The organism is Paenibacillus sp. FSL R5-0749, assembly GCF_038595085.1.
Classification (GTDB): Bacteria; Bacillota; Bacilli; order Paenibacillales; family Paenibacillaceae; genus Paenibacillus.
Genome location: NZ_CP152005.1, coordinates 6,693,191 through 6,708,507, shown reverse-complemented (window position 1 = coordinate 6,708,507; position 15,317 = coordinate 6,693,191). Strand labels below are relative to the sequence as shown.

The window sequence follows — 15,317 nt, the reverse complement described above, 5'->3', positions numbered from 1 at the left end:
AAATGGAATAAAAAAATTTGTGAGTAACAGCGATCGAAAGCTCGGCTGTGGCTGGAGTGGGGGAACGTAAGGACACCATCATCGTTGATTCATGCGACAACTTAGGCGGCAGTCAGGGTCTTGATGCGTGACAACGAAGGGGAGAGGATCACGATGGGATTGTTTGGAGACGATTTTTATTCAACCAAAGTATCAAGACGCGCCGAACCTGAACAGAAAGGCAAACTTCAGATCATTCGCCCTGGAGGCAGAGCACGTGGACGTGACCGCTGGAGTAATCCGCGCAGATCGCGTACGGGATTCAGCTCCACAGTGAAAGTAGCTGTGATTAGTTCGGTGATCAGCTCCATCGTGACCGTCATGCTGTTTAGCTTCATCACACAGCCCTCATCGTTACCGCTGGCGAATGCTACAGGTAATGGTGGTGGAGGCGGTGCACAGACAGCGCAGGCAGCTGATCCATACGACCGGATTATCCAGGCAGCGGCGAAGGTACGCCCTTCTGTTGTGAGCATCGTGAATCATAAAACGGGCAGTAGCCTGTCGATGGAAGATTCTGCGTTGGGATCAGGGGTCATTTTCAAGAAGGAAGATGGCAAGGCCTACATTATGACCAACCACCACGTCGTGGAAGGTGCGAGTGACCTGGAGATCGTGACTGTGGACGGGGAGACACATAAAGCGAAGCTGGTCGGTAAGGACCGTGTGAGCGACATTGCTGTATTATCCGCAGAAGATAAAGGGTTGGGTGCAGTAGCGGAAATCGGTGATTCCAGTAAACTTCAGCGCGGTCAAACGGTGCTGGCGATCGGGAATCCGCTCGGTCTGGGCGGTACGCTGACATCTGGTATTGTCAGTTATACGGATCGTATTCTGCCTGTGTCGATTAATCAGGATGGGGTATACGACTGGGAGCAAAACGTGATCCAGACGGATGCGGCAATTAATGAGGGTAATAGTGGCGGTGCACTCGTCGATCTGAACGGTAAAGTGGTCGGCATCAACACGATGAAAATCTCGGATACGGGTGTGGAAGGTCTCGGCTTCGCGATTCCGATGAACGAAGTGATGAAAACGGTAGATTCCCTGCTATTGAACGGCAAAGTATCTCGTCCATACCTGGGCGTGTATACGGTCGATCTGAGCAACCCTTATGCACCACTGGATGACGAGCAGCGCAAGGACCTGAAGCTGCCATCTCACGTGGATAGCGGTGTGGTTGTACTGGAGGCATCGGGTCCCGCATCTGAAGCAGGTATGAAGCTGAATGATGTCATTACGGAATTTGACGGGCAAAAAATTACCTCCACGCTGGATCTGCGGAAGTATCTGTACGATCAGAAGAAGATTGGGGATACGATTGAAGTGACCTTCTACCGGGATGGCAAAGCGGAGAAAGTATCGGTGAAGCTGACAGATAAACCGGAGTAAAGGAAGTTCAGCCGTGGTGTATACCGTTACGTGGCTTAAATTAAGGTAAGGCTAGAAGAGTGATCAGATCAACTGACCACTCTTTTTTAGTTGTTATGGATTGGACGTATGCATTCGACAGCAAATGAGTAGATCAACCATTTATGTGTTCCCATGATCAGTTAGACCCGGAGCCAAAGTAGCAGATACATCAGACTTGGGCTGTGGTAAACTGTTGTCTATATGTTCGAACGGTCGCTGATGCAAATAACATCTGTTTGTCGATCACATTTTTTTATTTCAAAATGGAAGGGGTATTTCTAATGGAACGATTGAAGAAAAAGATACTTGGGGGAACAAGCTTGATGCTGTCCTTGTTGATGTTGTCTGCCTGTGGATCTGAGGTTGCTACGACAGGAGCATCGGTGGATATAAGTGCTCTGCAAGAGAAAATTGCTGGGCTTGAGAAGAAATTGGTGGAACAGGGAGCCAAGAGCGTTGAGCAGGAGCAAAAGATCGCAGCACTTGAAACCAAGTTGAATGAGCTGAATACAAATGTGATTGCGGTAGGTGGGGCTAGTGGTCAAACGCCTGCTGCAACCGGAAACAACGGATCGGCCGGGAAAGGGGACGGGGTGCTGATTACGTTTGCCCAGTATGAGAAGCTTGAGGTTGGCATGTCTGTGGAAGAGGTTATCGAGATCCTTGGTGGCGAAGGTGAAGCGCTGAGTGAAGCGGAGAATATGGTGGTCTACAACTATAAAGGTACTGCTGGCAATGGTGCCAATGCAGTTATTGCCTTTCAAAGTGGCAAGCTGTTGACGAAGGCGCAATCGGGATTGAAGTAACCATCAGAGCTGACGAGCAGATTATAGACAAAACAAAATGATAAGGGACATAAAGTACCTAAATACATCAAGCGAGCCTTAGCGGGCTCGTTTTTTTGTATTCATTTTAAACGTGATGCTTGACAAAGGAAATTAGTTGTAACTATAATAGTTACATAAACGAGTTGTAATCATTATAGTTACAACAAGGATTAAAAAAGGAGTTTTTTTATATGAAAGTAGAGGTTTGGTCAGACTTTGCATGTCCTTTTTGTTTTATTGGAAAACAAATATTCGAAACGGCCTTAGAGCAATTTTCCAATAAAGACGACGTAGAGCTTGTTTTTAAAAGTTTTGAACTTGACCCTCATGCTCCGCAAAGTGCAGATCATGATGTGCATGACATGTTGGTTGGCAAGTATGGAATGAGCCGCGAACAGGCGATTGCCATGAACGATAATATTGGATCAGAAGGAAGAGCGGCTGGAATTGATTTTCAGTTTGACTCCATTCAGCTGACGAATACGTTCGATGCCCATCGCTTAGCAAAATATGCTTCAGAGCAAGGAAAAGAAATAATATTACAAGATTTATTCCAGGGTTATTTTACAGAAGGTCGGCGCTTGGGTGATCATCAAACACTGATTGAGATGGCGGTAGATGCTGGCTTGGAAGAAGCTGAGGTCCGCCAAATCCTTAAGGGGGATGACTATGCCAGCGAAGTTCGTGCTGATGAAGCGGAAGCGCAACGAGTGGGCGCAACAGGTGTTCCATTCTTCGTCATTGACCGTAAATATGCTCTTTCGGGAGCACAGTCCAGCAAGAAATTTCTCGAAATACTGGATGCAGCATGGAAGGAATCTCGTCCATTGACTATTTTGAATGACAACCAGACGGGTTCTGGATCAGCTGATCAATGCGTGGATGGTACATGCAGCGTGAAGTAAGTATAATTTGCATTTTGCGCGAGACCAATACTTTAGCTGGATCATAAATTCATTATTAAAAGGGGACGATACACATGTCTAAATTATCGATTGAAGCTTTCACAGGTTCTGTTCAAGCCTTTAACGTTAACTCAGCAATCATCTACGGAGAGAATGATGCGGTTCTGGTCGATGCTCAATTCCTGCTTAGTGATGCCCATCGCCTGACTGCAAGACTGCTGGAGCTGGGTAAAAATCTAACTCACATCTATATCACGCATTTCCACCCAGATCATTATTTCGGTCTTGAAGTCATTAAGTCGACTTATCCGCAAGCCAAAGTAGTTGCTCTTCCAGAGACGGTTGAGGATATCAAAAATACGTTTGCCAAAAAAATCGATCAATGGAAACCAACGGTTGGCAATAACGTCCCAGACGAACCGGTAATTCCAGAAGCATTGAATCAGGATGTCATTGAACTGGAAGGTCATGAACTGAGAATCAAAGGTCGTCTGCAGGGAGACACACCCAATAACAGTTACGTATGGATTCCATCCATTAAAGCTCTCATTACTGGCGACATTGTATATAACGAAACGTTTGTGTGGACGTTGGAAACGAATGCTGAATCCCGTCAGGCATGGCATCGTACACTGGATGAGTTGGAAGCATTGCAACCTGAGATCGTTATTGCAGGGCATCAGGCTTACCATACAGAGAATACACCGGGGGCGATCGCCAATACACGGCGTTACCTGATTGCTTATGATGAAGTATTGAGTGTATCACCAACAACAGATCAAATTATAGCCAATATGAAATCACGGTTCCCCGGACTGGATACGCTTGAGATTGGATTAATTCTTGCCGCTAAGGCTGTCGGGGTGAACCATGCCGAGTAATCTGGAGATCATTCAAAGCACATACCAAGGTGATTCGAAGGAAAACGGTGTGAAGTATCAGACCTATTTAGCGGAACAAGCGGAGTGGACAGAAGCAGCAGGTTTTCCTTATGCGGGAACATACATCGGATATGATGATATTTCTCAGAATGTGTTCTACCGTTTGGGCACGGAATGGGATGGCTATAAGGCAGAAGTCAGCGAGTTCTATGAAGATGGCGATACGATTATTGCAGTGGGCGTGTATTCTGGAACGTATCGAAAAACAGGAAAATATTTTGAAGCAGACTTCGTGCATATCTGGAAGCTTCAAGATCAAAAAATTATCAAGTTCAAACAGTATGTAGATAGTTACCTGGTGCAAAGCGCAATTGAATCCAAATAACAACCCAGTTAAATTCCGATTGTTAGCACATATGCATATGATCGTAGACATTAGAGAGGAAGATTTATACGATGTTTAACAAAAAATCAACAACTGGAGCAATTTTGCTCCTGAGTCTCATGTTAGTTTTGAGTGCTTGTGGTGCGAGCGCAACGAATAATGCCGGAACAGCAGATAATACGGCATCGAATGCCGCAGAAACAACGAATACAGCAACGGAAAACACAAAAACTCCGGAAGCGGCAGAGCTTAAAGTTACAACATTTAACCCTGGAAGTAAAAGCATCTTTGGAGTATCCTCGAACCTAATTGAAGGCCCAACTGAAGTGGCTCTCGTGGATGCGCAGTTCCAGAAGAATGATGCCGAAGAAGTGGTCAAACTGATCCAAGCTACAGGCAAAAAATGGACAACCGTATTTATCAGTCATCAAGATCCGGACTATTATTTCGGTCTGTCCGTGATTCGTGAGGCATATCCTGATGTGAAAATTGTAGCTACACCGGCTACGGTTGAAGGAATCAAATCGACGATTCAAGTAAAAAATGATTACTGGAACCCGATCTTGAAGGAAAATGCCCCAACTGCACAAGTTGTGCCTGATGCATTTGATGGCGATCAATTCACTGTAGATGGTGAGGCTGTACAGATTATTGGATTGGATGGACCAGATCCATCACATACTGTTCTGTGGGTTCCATCCATCAAAACAGTTCTGGGCGGGGTTCCTGTATACGAGAACCAACATGTCTGGATGGCCGATAACCAAACCCCTGAGAGCCGCGATAACTGGCGTGAGCTGCTGGACAAAATTACGGCCTTGAACCCAGAGCATGTTATTCCGGGTCACTATGTAGGTACAAGTGCGGGTGATATTTCGAGCGTGAACTTTACCCGCGATTATATCGCCAAGTTTGAAGCGGAAGCAGAGAAAGCTAAGGATTCTGCAGCGTTGATCGCTGCAATGGAAGAAGCATACCCTGACTTTACGAATACAGGTGATCTGGAGACAGGCGCAAAAGTAATTAAAGGCGATATCTCCTGGCCGTAAGTCTTAAGATAGGCTTGCGGAAGAATATATAAGAGCTTATAATATCGCGTATATGAAGAGAAAACATCCTTATCCTGCTGTGCAGGAGGGATGTTTTTTGCGTTCATTCGACATGCAGGGGTTTCTTTTCGGCGGCAGGTGTGATAGAACTGAGAAGTGGCTATCCTGTAATGGGATACGCGGTTGTGAATCGGGAACATAGCTGGTTACAGAAAGGATGCTTAACGGATGTACGTTGTATGCAAAGAACACGTGGACATTGCCATCGACATGTTTGTCGATGAGTATGAGGACGCTCCAGATATCGTTGATCTGAAGGAGACGGAATTTGCCGATTGGGACCCGCCTGCGAAGTGCGCTGAGTGCGAACAGCACGCGGAATTCCTCGTCGTTTAGCGTACTGTAGGACTTAGACGGCTGGAGGCGTGACTTAAGGTGGCGCTTCAGGCTGACTTTCCATCCGGTATGAACATCACAGCAAGAAGCCAAGGAGAGCGTGATGAGCGCTCTTTTTGTGTTTGTGCGGGAATTGGTGGGGGTGTTGGTAGGCAGCTTGGAGTTGGGCGAGGGTTGTGGGGGCTGACGGTGGAGTAGGGAGAGTAGGAGAAGGATTATGGTGAGTAGATTCTGTTTCGAGTTGGGAAGAGTCAGGTTGTAGCAAACGTGCAAGGTGTGTAGGTAATAGAAATGGGAGTCTGGGTATGGGGATAGTAGAAATGGGGTGACAGCGATGTCGGTAGGGACGGTGGCGTGGCTGGGTTGGGCGGAGTAACTCTGAAGAAACTGACGGACCTTATTCGTGGCAAATACCGCTTGGTTGAAATCTAACGAATCGTAGACACGTTATATTGATGAAATGGCCTTGAAAGTGTTGGGGAGTGCTCGTTTGGTGCTAAATAGCGTGTTTTGGATTCGTTAGATTTTAAAGGAGCTAAAATGAGGCTAATTAAGGTGTGTGGAGTTCGTTAGAATTTGGAGAAATGTGTAGGATAGGTATAATACCGTTGGAACGAACGATGCAATGATGCATCTTACTTATAGAATATTGCGCAAGCAAGATAATTTAGGAGGAATGGATTTTATGTTTATTCAGATTATTGGCGTAGGCAAATTGAAGGAAAAATATCTGACGCTGGGCATTCAGGAATATGCCAAGCGGCTCGCTCCGTACATCAAGTTTCAGATGATCGAGGTCGCAGACGAAAAGGCGCCCGATACCCTGAGCGAAGCTGAGGTTCGGGCGGTAAAAGAGCGCGAGGGCGAACGCATCCTCGCGCATGTGAAGAGCGAAGCGCATGTTGTCGCGCTCGCATTGGATGGCCAGCTCTGGAGTTCCGAGGAGCTGGCATTGGAGATCGACAAGCTCGGTACGTATGGGACGAGCCATGTCGTGTTTGTCATCGGAGGAAGCCACGGTCTCTCCGATGAGGTATTGCGCCGCGCGAAGCAGCGCTTGAGCTTCGGGCGCATGACCCTGCCGCATCAGCTTATGCGGCTGGTGCTGGTGGAGCAGATTTATCGCGCTGTGAAGATAAATCGGGGGGAACCATACCATAAATAGGGCGAAAAGTTGAGTTGAAGTTGAAGCTTTAATGCTAAATCTATCAGGAATAGTTCTCCATCATTTGATATAAATAATTTCGAAAGTCTTCAACATAGGACTTGGGCTCTACAACTTTTAGATGAGTGCCGAAGCTTGCTAACAATTGAAATCCCATATGATTTTGTGGGACATAAATAGTTGCTAATAAAGATCCACCATTATGGTCTTCAATACTTCTTCGACCATACCTTTCGATGATTTGATCTTTTATGCTAGGCGATATCCATGCCTTAATCGTGACGAATTGCGGTAGATAACTTGCAACGCGACCTTGCTCTGACCAATCGTCTCTAGGATGAAACGTACGTTCATCCATCGTAATATGATCGATCCGCGATAACTTGAATGTTCGACATCCCTGTCGATGTAAACAGAATACTTTCAAGTACCAACTCGATTCGTTGAAATGCAACTCATAGGGCTCGACCATTCTATTCGTTACAACCCCGTCTTTATCTGTATAATCAAACGAAACCAGCCTTTTTTTAGAAATGGATTCTTGACATATCTTTAAGGTTTCAAGAATTTCGGACCGACCTTCCCAAACATAAAAGGACAGTTGAATGGAACGATTCAGAGACAATGGACTAACCATTGCCTCTATTTTTTTTATCGTTCTTTCCACTTCTTCAGTAAGGAGGAGTTGTTCCAATCCGCCGAGCGCAGCCAATATATTCTGTAAATCGGAGCTGCTTAGAAGGCGTTTATCGACCTTGTATTCGTCCATTATGCCGTAGCCGCCTTTGACGCCATTGACAGAGTAGATTGGGATGTTCGATAAGCTCAATGTTTCCATATCGCGAAGGATCGTTCTTTTGGAGACATTGAATAGTTGTGAGAATTCCGTTGTAGAAACAATCTCTTTCCTCAGCAATATCATGATAATCGAAATGAGTCTCTCCACTTTGTCCATACTTGCCCTCTTTTTTTACATGATTTTATAAAGGTGACACTAAGGTGTCACCTTTTATCCATTATACTACATGTATCACAAGAAGGAGGTTTTAATTCAATGTTTAATCCAACCGATTTTCCCAAGCCCACTCTTATTTCAGTCAACAGTGTGGAACTCGAAGTGTTTGAAGCAGGCCGAGAAAACGCTGGAAAACCTATTGTACTCTGCCACGGCTGGCCAGAGCATGCCTATACTTGGCGCCATCAGATGGACGCACTTGCCGCAGCAGGCTACCATGTCATCGTCCCCAACCAGAGGGGTTACGGCAACTCATCCCGTCCAACCGAAGTAAGAGACTATGACATTGAACACTTGTCGGGTGATCTCATCGCGCTTCTCGATCACTATGGATACGAGGATGCTACCTTTGTCGGTCATGACTGGGGTGCATTCGTCATTTGGGGACTGACCTTGTTGCATCCAAACCGCGTCAATAAAGTGATAAATCTAAGCTTGCCTTATCAAGAGCGCGGAGAAAAACCCTGGATCGAGTTCATGGAAGAAATACTTGGCGGCGATTTCTATTTCGTCCACTTCAATCGACAGCCAGGCGTCGCGGACGCCGTATTCGAAGACAATACATACAGGTTCCTTCGCAACCTGTACCGGAAGAACGAGCCTCTCAGAGCACCTGAGCCAGGTATGGCGTTGATCAATCTCGCCAGAGCAGAAACACCGCTCGGCGAGCCCATATTGAGCGAAAGCGAGCTGGCCGTTTACGTCTCCGCTTTTGAAACATCAGGGTTCACGGGCAGCATAAATTGGTACAGGAACCTTGACCGCAACTGGCGCTTATTGGCGAAAGTGAACCCAATCATCCAGCAACCGACCCTCATGATCTACGGCGACCGGGATGTGGTTACGAAGTCTGAAAACCTGACAAAGTTCGTGCCCAATGTGGAAGTGGTCAATCTGGATTGCGGTCATTGGATCCAGGAAGAAAAGCCGGAAGAAACAAATCAAGCGATTTTAAAATGGCTGGAACAATGGGAGATGTAGTTTTTTTCAACAACCAAGAAGAGTTTAACGATTGGTTAGAAGAACATCATGCTGAAGCTAGTGAAATTTGGGTGGGCTATTTTGGGATAAGTACAGGGCGTGCAAGCCTTACTTGGTCTGCATCAGTAGATGCCGCTCTTTGTTTTGGGTGGATTGACGGTATACGAAAAACCATTGATAAACAAAGCTATAAGATTCGCTTTACTCCGCGCAAAGTAAATAGTGTATGGAGTGCTGTGAACGTAAAGAAGGTAAAAGCGCTAATACAGCTTGGAAAGATGAGACCAGAAGGAATGCACGTCTTTAACAACAGAACCGATGCACAAGGCTATTCCTCTGAACAAAGAAACGTGGAACTTGCCAAAGAATATGAAGAACAAATCAAGGCAAATCAAACAGCCTGGCTATTCTTCACTAATTTATCACCATCCTATAAAAGAGATTCTATCTGGTGGGTAATGAGCGCCAAGAAAGAAGAAACACGATTAAGAAGGCTTGGAATATTGATCGCTTCATCTGAAGAGGGGCTAAAATTTCAACATTGCAAAAAAAATATTACAGAATGAGGAAATATAAATAACAAAAGAATTGTTAAAAGGATTTTTGGTACTGCATAAATCTGGGTCTATTGTTTCCCTGATCTTTAGGAGAGAGGAGCTACTGTATTTCTCAATCAATTAGGGTTTAATTCTCATCAAAAGTCAGAACGTTTTGAATGCGAGGCACAAATCAAATCGCTAAGTTGAGACTTCCTAAGCCGATTTGAGATGAGCGGATTAATAACAATATAAATATAATGATGTTCCTCTAGGAACTGAGTTACGGGACTTTGATCATGACCGGTTGCTTCTAGAATAAGCAAAGGACGTTGTTGAGATGCAAATTCAACTTCTGTTAAAGCTTGAAGGAAATTTGCTAAACCATCTCGAGTGTGCTCGAAGTGGAATATCCCTGTAATGGCTTTCCGCGCTCTAGAAAGGCTTGTCCATGGCTTTCTTCTTTAGAAATATCTAGACCGATAATTGGATTCATTTCATCTCCCCTTGTAAGTGTAAATTCACCGGCATCCCCTAAGGTTGATCTCTTGTCGCTCCATAGCATCGCTTGTTATACGGGATCTTACGTCCCAGCCAGCCTCAATCATGTTCATGACAAGTAGGGGTGAACATTATAACTCTCGGGATCAAGTTCCACGGGCAGGTACGTTCGACCAGGCTACTTTAATCCTCTATGCAAATGAAAAAAAGGATCAACCAGAAAGAACTGGTTGATCTCATAATACGAACGGGCAGGAGAGTTGAAGATCAAACGCGGGGGAACCGTACCACAAATAGGGCGAAAAGGGGGTGAGCTACCCACGACTGGCGGAAAAGCCGAATTAAACGGGCTGCTGCATTTCTTGGAGGTACAGATAAAGGGAAAGACCGGTTCAGTCCCTTGTCGTTTTTGAATATACAGCATGAACAGTGCCCAGAGAAACGAACAAGTTAACGAGGCTTTACTAGAGGCTAGGGTCGCTTTTTGTTCTTTCCGCAAGCTTCGTAATCGATTCAATGTCTTGATCGGTTAATTGATCCAGAAAATACTTGCGTATTGCCATTGAGACGATGGGCAGGGCCTCATCCAAAGCTGCTTTTCCGGCAGAAGTAATGATGACCTGGACACCACGATCTGCGTCTAATGGCCCCCTTTTAACAAGGCCACGTTTTTCCATCCGCGTCAAATGATGGGATAATCTGCTCTTATCCCAGTTCATCGAGTCGGCTAGTTCCTGTTGACGAAGCTTGCCATCTCCGAATTGAATTAACCGATCTAGTACTCCAAAGTCTCCTTCTGATAGTCCTGTATGTTCAGAAAGCTCCTTAACAACGCGACCGAAGATTCTTTTAAAGGAGCCTTTCCACATATTCCATATTTGCATTTCATCTTCGTTTACTTTGTTGATATCCATGCGAGTATAATATCATAGTTGACACGTCAACCACAAGGTGTTAGCCTATACTCAAGTTGACATGTCAACCTATGAGAAAACTCTCGAGTACCGAGTTGATGTATTAACCTGTATTGAACAGTAAATCCCCACTAAAGGAGTTGTTTCTTATGCAGGATAAACCCGTGGCCTTGGTCACCGGAGCCAATAAAGGAATCGGTCTTCAAATTGCCAAAGATCTCACGGCTCGCGGCTTCACGGTGCTCATCGGCTCCCGCAATTTCGAGAAAGGGGAGACAGCCGCGAAGAGTGTTGGAGCGGATGCCCATGCCCTCCAACTCGACGTTACAAATCAGTATTCTATCTCCGCCGCGGCAGAGCGCATCAGAAGTGAACTCGGTCGTCTCGATGTGCTCGTGAATAATGCGGGCATATCGCACCATGGTCCGACGGGCAGGCCTCTTGAGGAGGTTGGGAAGTCGGGACGCCCAAGCGTTGCATCTCTAGAAGAGGTGCGAGCCGTGTTCGAGACGAACGTGTTCGGCGTCATCGCCGTCACGCAAGCGATGCTGCCGCTCCTTCGTGAAGCGCCGACAGCGCGTATCGTCAACGTATCAAGTGGTTCGGGCTCACTGACGTTGAACGCGAATCCGACTAATTCACAACGCGAGATGTTCGGAGCCGTTTACAGCCCTTCCAAGACGGCTCTCAATGCAATTACGCTCGCCTTTGCCATTGAACTCGAGTCGACAGGCATTAAGGTCAATGCAGTATGCCCAGGCTTCACCGCGACGGATCTCAACAACTTTGAGGGCACGGGCACCGTCGAGCAAGCCGCGCGACATCCCGTGCGCCTTGCACTCCTCAACGAGGACGGTCCGACGGGCACATTCTCAAACGAAAGACGCCAACTCCCGTGGTGACGTAGTCTCGAGTAGCACGGGCTCACCGAATTATGTGTATACAACCTGAAGGCGTGTATGCCTTCCCAATATCCTTAAGGAGTGTGCAACCAAATGGAATATGTAAAACTTGGACGCAGCGGGTTAGAGGTTTCAAAGTTAAGTCTTGGAACCATGAGTTTCGGAGTACCTGAACGCGGCAATACACCATGGTCTCTGGATGAGGAGCAAAGCAGACCGATAATTAAGAAGGCACTTGAATCGGGCATCAACTTTTTTAGTACCGCCAACATGTATTCCGACGGAACAAGCGAAGAAATTCTCGGGCGTGCTCTAAAGGACTTTGCTCATCGTGACGAAGTCGTCATAGCAACAAAGGTATTTGTTCCGATGCGCAAAGGTCCGAATGCTTTGGGACTTTCTCGTAAAGCTATCATGACCGAAATTGATAACAGTCTAAGACGACTCGGAACAGACTATGTCGATTTGTACCAGATTCATCGGTGGGATCCTAATACGCCAATTGAGGAGACCATGGAGGCTCTTCACGATTTAGTTAAGGCGGGCAAGGTCAGATACATCGGAGCATCCTCCATGTTGGCATGGCAGTTTGCGAAAGCTCAGCATGTCGCAGAGCGCAACGGCTGGACGCGGTTCGTTTCCATGGAGAATAGATTAAACCTGCTCTATCGGGAAGAAGAACGAGAAATGCTCCCCCTTTGCAGAGACGAGGGAGTTGGCGTCACTCCTTACCTGCCTTTGGCTGCAGGCCGGTTAACTCGGGATTGGAATGAGCAGACCGCACGATCAGAGAAGGACCAGGTAGCAAAGGCATTGTTTAATAAAACGGAAGAGGCTGATCGCAAAGTCGCGGAAAGAGTGGTAGAAATCGCAGCTAACCGGGGAGTTTCGCGTGCACAAATTGCACTTGCATGGTTGCTACAAAAGGAAGAAGTCACAGCGCCGATTATGGGTTCAACCAAAATCAGCCATCTGGAAGATGCGGTTTTGGCGTTGTCGGTTAAATTGACTTCTGAAGAAATTACCCGTTTAGAAGAACTGTATATTCCACATCCATTCGTATAAATTTGACGCAAGTAAGGTGTGCATCTGCTAATCATGCAAAGCCTAATTCTTTTCGTGGAAACAATTGAAAAAAAACGGCCGCTGTTCGCATCGTTTGCGACAGGGCCGTTTTTCGTTGTTCGTACGCTAGCTAGCTTCGAATTGCTATTCTTGCCAAACGCTCATAGGGTCCCATGGCTTGATCTGATTGCCATATTTTTCGGTCAAAAAAGCTTTCATGTCTTCCAGCTTAGCAGGCACCTCGTTCCAAATTGGAAGGGGTGGTAACCCTCGTTTGCTTTTCAATAGGATATCCACTGTAACATACAAGCGTTCTGGCTGAATCCAATGAAGGAAGCGGAAAATATCAATTTGCTTGGTCAGGGACAAGGAATCAATTTCGTCATTGTAATGCTTGTTGAACTCGCTGATCAGGTTCAGAAGGTAGTCCCTCTGCTCCTTCACGAAGTCTAGGCCGCATATGGCGCCATGTCCAGGAATAACGATTTCGGGTTTAATTTCATCAATAATGCGGTCAAGCACTTTAACCCAATTGAGGGTTCCCTCCTCGCTGTACGCCGTACAACCGTTAAACACGACATCGCCGGCGAACAGTACTTTTTCTTTTGGCATCCACAGCAGCAAGTCACTGTCGGAGTGGGCCGGAGCTACGTTGTAAATCATGACTTCCGTATCGTCTAGACGGATGCTGATATCGTCCTTTATCTCAATATTCGGGTGTACCCATTCTACGCCTTCCAGATTGAATCCTTCAAATTCCGCTGCAAAAAACCGCTCGCCCGAAGTCGATTCCACAGAATCCTTTCCTCTTCTGATGACGTTGTCCATCCAGGTGATATTTTCGGTGAGACGCTCTCTGGATGCCTCCTTGTGCATAATAATGCAAGCATCTTCAAACACTTTGTTTCCCCAGGCATGGTCGCTGTTATAGTGCGAGTTCACCACATATGCGGGAGAGCCGCCGTTGCTTACTTCCTTAAAAGCCTCCCGCATTTCCCGCGCATGGAACAAATCGAAAAACGTGTCATACACCAGCCCTTCACCCTTGTTGATGAACCCGGCATTGGCCCAACTGATGCCGCGATACGGCGAAATACCGGCAAAGACGCCTTTTGCGACTTCAAAAAATTTAACGCGAGGTTTTTGGATAATACGTCCATACTTCATGAAAATTCTCCTTTACGTATATGTTTTTGGGATAAGGCATACTGACTATGTCTGTAGTATAGAGAATGAAAAACATAAATGCAAGCGAGTACTTGCATGCATTTACTTTGTGATTTATGATTGTAACAGAACAACATCACACTACATGGATGGAGGCACTGCAACATGAAGCTAGTAACCTTTCAAACCAAGACATCCCAGGTACCATTGTTTGGGCTTGTAATTAACGAGCACTTTGTCGTGTCATTTGCTGCAATCATGAAAAAGCAGGGAACATTCTCTGACAGTCTTGAAAGTATGGACAGCTATCTTCATTATTTGCCTGCAAGTTATGCTGCCGCTAAGGAATTGATGCAATATGCTGTCGAAGAGTCGAATCAATTCAATGAAAATGAAATCTGTCCGATCGCAGCGGTAAAACTGCTGCCGCCGGTTTCGAATCCGGCTGCGCTTATCGATTTCGGGCTGACGCCAAGACATCTAAGAAATGCTGGCGTAAATCTGCTGCAAAGAGAATATACAGGGCCGGAAAGAGAAGAGCTTAAACAAAAAATCGCCGAAAAATTCCAGCAAGGTCCGAATAAAGTGAATTTCAGTTATTACAAGTGTAACCATAATGCTTTAATTGGCGATGGCGATACCATTCATTGGCCATCATACTCTTCATACCTGGATATCGAGCCGGAACTGGCCTTTGTGACAGGGAAGGGGAATTGCATCGCAGGTTATGTTATTTTTAACGACAGTACTGTCCGTGATGTGCAGTGGCCGGATTTCCAGGCGTTGACCGGACCGACGCGCTGCAAAGATTTTGATCGCAGCAAAGGAATAGGGCCATTTCTGGTTACGCCGGATGAAATCGACAACCCGCTGGCACTAGATGTGGATGTACGCATCGGAGAGAGACTGCACTGGAAGGGAAGCACTTCCGAGTATTCTGCACACCCTGGGAAAGTGATGGAGGAGGTTCTCAAAGTTTTCACGCCGCTCCCGGGCACGATTATAGGTATGGGGACGATACCAGATTGCTGCGCAATCGAGACCGAACAATGGTTGTTGCCCTCTGACCGAATCCAGATTACATTCGATAAATTAGGAACGCTCACGCAATTAGTGCCTAAATATGTCAAGATTACGGAACCAAGCCGCTGGAAAAAAAGAAGCGATTTCCCTTAA

The 15,317-nt window shown here is 46.2% G+C and carries 17 protein-coding genes; 13 read left to right on the top strand and 4 right to left on the bottom strand.

Annotated features, from left to right (window positions below):
• The first annotated feature begins 153 nt into the window (after window positions 1-153).
• The 8 genes from MKY85_RS29860 to rlmH all read left to right on the top strand — a co-directional run bounded on the left by MKY85_RS29860 (window position 154) and on the right by rlmH (window position 7,060).
• Window positions 154-1,431, top strand: coding sequence for a trypsin-like peptidase domain-containing protein (locus MKY85_RS29860; RefSeq protein ID WP_342571509.1), 1,278 nt, complete (start codon window positions 154-156; stop codon window positions 1,429-1,431).
• Window positions 1,432-1,733: 302 nt separating this feature from the next.
• The gene (locus MKY85_RS29855) at window positions 1,734-2,258 is read left to right on the top strand and encodes a hypothetical protein (protein WP_342571508.1); all 525 of its coding nucleotides are present in this window, start codon (window positions 1,734-1,736) and stop codon (window positions 2,256-2,258) included.
• A 212-nt stretch (window positions 2,259-2,470) separates the two neighbouring features.
• Window positions 2,471-3,184 carry a DsbA family oxidoreductase gene (locus tag MKY85_RS29850; protein WP_342571507.1) on the top strand — a complete coding sequence of 238 codons (714 nt, stop codon included), beginning with the start codon at window positions 2,471-2,473 and terminating at the stop codon, window positions 3,182-3,184.
• A 74-nt stretch (window positions 3,185-3,258) separates the two neighbouring features.
• Window positions 3,259-4,065: an MBL fold metallo-hydrolase gene (locus MKY85_RS29845; RefSeq protein WP_339258112.1), complete on the top strand. Its 807-nt coding sequence runs from the start codon at window positions 3,259-3,261 to the stop codon at window positions 4,063-4,065.
• Window positions 4,055-4,450: a nuclear transport factor 2 family protein gene (locus MKY85_RS29840; RefSeq protein ID WP_339258110.1), complete on the top strand. Its 396-nt coding sequence runs from the start codon at window positions 4,055-4,057 to the stop codon at window positions 4,448-4,450. The genes MKY85_RS29845 and MKY85_RS29840 overlap by 11 nt, the downstream gene beginning before the upstream one ends.
• 71 nt (window positions 4,451-4,521) lie before the next feature.
• Window positions 4,522-5,499 carry an MBL fold metallo-hydrolase gene (locus MKY85_RS29835; RefSeq protein ID WP_342571506.1) on the top strand — a complete coding sequence of 326 codons (978 nt, stop codon included), beginning with the start codon at window positions 4,522-4,524 and terminating at the stop codon, window positions 5,497-5,499.
• Window positions 5,500-5,727: 228 nt separating this feature from the next.
• On the top strand, window positions 5,728-5,895 hold the full coding sequence (locus tag MKY85_RS29830) for a CxxH/CxxC protein (protein WP_017691462.1): 168 nt from the start codon (window positions 5,728-5,730) through the stop codon (window positions 5,893-5,895).
• Window positions 5,896-6,580: 685 nt separating this feature from the next.
• Complete coding sequence (rlmH, locus tag MKY85_RS29825) at window positions 6,581-7,060, top strand: 23S rRNA (pseudouridine(1915)-N(3))-methyltransferase RlmH (RefSeq protein WP_017691463.1); 480 nt, start codon at window positions 6,581-6,583, stop codon at window positions 7,058-7,060.
• A 43-nt stretch (window positions 7,061-7,103) separates the two neighbouring features.
• On the opposite strand, the gene MKY85_RS29820 is transcribed toward rlmH, so the two are convergent.
• Window positions 7,104-8,015, bottom strand: coding sequence for a YafY family protein (locus MKY85_RS29820; protein ID WP_342571505.1), 912 nt, complete (start codon window positions 8,013-8,015; stop codon window positions 7,104-7,106).
• Window positions 8,016-8,114: 99 nt separating this feature from the next.
• Here MKY85_RS29820 and MKY85_RS29815 point away from each other — a divergent pair, with 99 nt between their 5' ends.
• Together MKY85_RS29815 and MKY85_RS29810 are read left to right on the top strand one after the other, a co-directional pair.
• A complete protein-coding gene (locus MKY85_RS29815) occupies window positions 8,115-9,056 on the top strand; it encodes an alpha/beta hydrolase (protein WP_342571504.1) in 942 nt (313 codons plus the stop codon).
• On the top strand, window positions 9,032-9,622 hold the full coding sequence (locus MKY85_RS29810; protein WP_340003695.1) for a YdeI/OmpD-associated family protein: 591 nt from the start codon (window positions 9,032-9,034) through the stop codon (window positions 9,620-9,622). The genes MKY85_RS29815 and MKY85_RS29810 overlap by 25 nt, the downstream gene beginning before the upstream one ends.
• Before the next feature lie 128 nt (window positions 9,623-9,750).
• On the opposite strand, the gene MKY85_RS29805 is transcribed toward MKY85_RS29810, so the two are convergent.
• Window positions 9,751-10,005: a transposase gene (locus tag MKY85_RS29805; protein ID WP_342573511.1), complete on the bottom strand. Its 255-nt coding sequence runs from the start codon at window positions 10,003-10,005 to the stop codon at window positions 9,751-9,753.
• Window positions 10,006-10,557: 552 nt separating this feature from the next.
• Window positions 10,558-11,007: a MarR family transcriptional regulator gene (locus MKY85_RS29800; protein ID WP_301246303.1), complete on the bottom strand. Its 450-nt coding sequence runs from the start codon at window positions 11,005-11,007 to the stop codon at window positions 10,558-10,560.
• Window positions 11,008-11,156: 149 nt separating this feature from the next.
• Between MKY85_RS29800 and MKY85_RS29795 the strand changes: the two genes are divergently transcribed.
• Both MKY85_RS29795 and MKY85_RS29790 read left to right on the top strand, forming a co-directional pair.
• The gene (locus MKY85_RS29795) at window positions 11,157-11,909 is read left to right on the top strand and encodes an SDR family oxidoreductase (RefSeq protein ID WP_339258108.1); all 753 of its coding nucleotides are present in this window, start codon (window positions 11,157-11,159) and stop codon (window positions 11,907-11,909) included.
• A 93-nt stretch (window positions 11,910-12,002) separates the two neighbouring features.
• On the top strand, window positions 12,003-12,974 hold the full coding sequence (locus MKY85_RS29790; protein ID WP_339258106.1) for an aldo/keto reductase: 972 nt from the start codon (window positions 12,003-12,005) through the stop codon (window positions 12,972-12,974).
• A gap of 144 nt (window positions 12,975-13,118) precedes the next feature.
• On the opposite strand, the gene MKY85_RS29785 is transcribed toward MKY85_RS29790, so the two are convergent.
• Window positions 13,119-14,141, bottom strand: coding sequence for an MBL fold metallo-hydrolase (locus MKY85_RS29785; protein WP_342571503.1), 1,023 nt, complete (start codon window positions 14,139-14,141; stop codon window positions 13,119-13,121).
• 165 nt (window positions 14,142-14,306) lie between these two features.
• Here MKY85_RS29785 and MKY85_RS29780 point away from each other — a divergent pair, with 165 nt between their 5' ends.
• On the top strand, window positions 14,307-15,317 hold the full coding sequence (locus MKY85_RS29780; protein WP_339258104.1) for a fumarylacetoacetate hydrolase family protein: 1,011 nt from the start codon (window positions 14,307-14,309) through the stop codon (window positions 15,315-15,317).

Coding starts and splice junctions, on each gene's coding strand:
- MKY85_RS29840 (WP_339258110.1), top strand. CDS start 4,055: ATGCCGAGTAATCTGGAGATCATTCAAAGCACATACCAAGGTGATTCG.
- rlmH (WP_017691463.1), top strand. CDS start 6,581: ATGTTTATTCAGATTATTGGCGTAGGCAAATTGAAGGAAAAATATCTG.
- MKY85_RS29800 (WP_301246303.1), bottom strand. CDS start 11,007: ATGGATATCAACAAAGTAAACGAAGATGAAATGCAAATATGGAATATG.
- MKY85_RS29810 (WP_340003695.1), top strand. CDS start 9,032: ATGGCTGGAACAATGGGAGATGTAGTTTTTTTCAACAACCAAGAAGAG.
- MKY85_RS29780 (WP_339258104.1), top strand. CDS start 14,307: ATGAAGCTAGTAACCTTTCAAACCAAGACATCCCAGGTACCATTGTTT.
- MKY85_RS29855 (WP_342571508.1), top strand. CDS start 1,734: ATGGAACGATTGAAGAAAAAGATACTTGGGGGAACAAGCTTGATGCTG.
- MKY85_RS29820 (WP_342571505.1), bottom strand. CDS start 8,015: ATGGACAAAGTGGAGAGACTCATTTCGATTATCATGATATTGCTGAGG.
- MKY85_RS29850 (WP_342571507.1), top strand. CDS start 2,471: ATGAAAGTAGAGGTTTGGTCAGACTTTGCATGTCCTTTTTGTTTTATT.
- MKY85_RS29860 (WP_342571509.1), top strand. CDS start 154: ATGGGATTGTTTGGAGACGATTTTTATTCAACCAAAGTATCAAGACGC.
- MKY85_RS29845 (WP_339258112.1), top strand. CDS start 3,259: ATGTCTAAATTATCGATTGAAGCTTTCACAGGTTCTGTTCAAGCCTTT.
- MKY85_RS29790 (WP_339258106.1), top strand. CDS start 12,003: ATGGAATATGTAAAACTTGGACGCAGCGGGTTAGAGGTTTCAAAGTTA.
- MKY85_RS29815 (WP_342571504.1), top strand. CDS start 8,115: ATGTTTAATCCAACCGATTTTCCCAAGCCCACTCTTATTTCAGTCAAC.
- MKY85_RS29830 (WP_017691462.1), top strand. CDS start 5,728: ATGTACGTTGTATGCAAAGAACACGTGGACATTGCCATCGACATGTTT.
- MKY85_RS29835 (WP_342571506.1), top strand. CDS start 4,522: ATGTTTAACAAAAAATCAACAACTGGAGCAATTTTGCTCCTGAGTCTC.
- MKY85_RS29795 (WP_339258108.1), top strand. CDS start 11,157: ATGCAGGATAAACCCGTGGCCTTGGTCACCGGAGCCAATAAAGGAATC.
- MKY85_RS29785 (WP_342571503.1), bottom strand. CDS start 14,141: ATGAAGTATGGACGTATTATCCAAAAACCTCGCGTTAAATTTTTTGAA.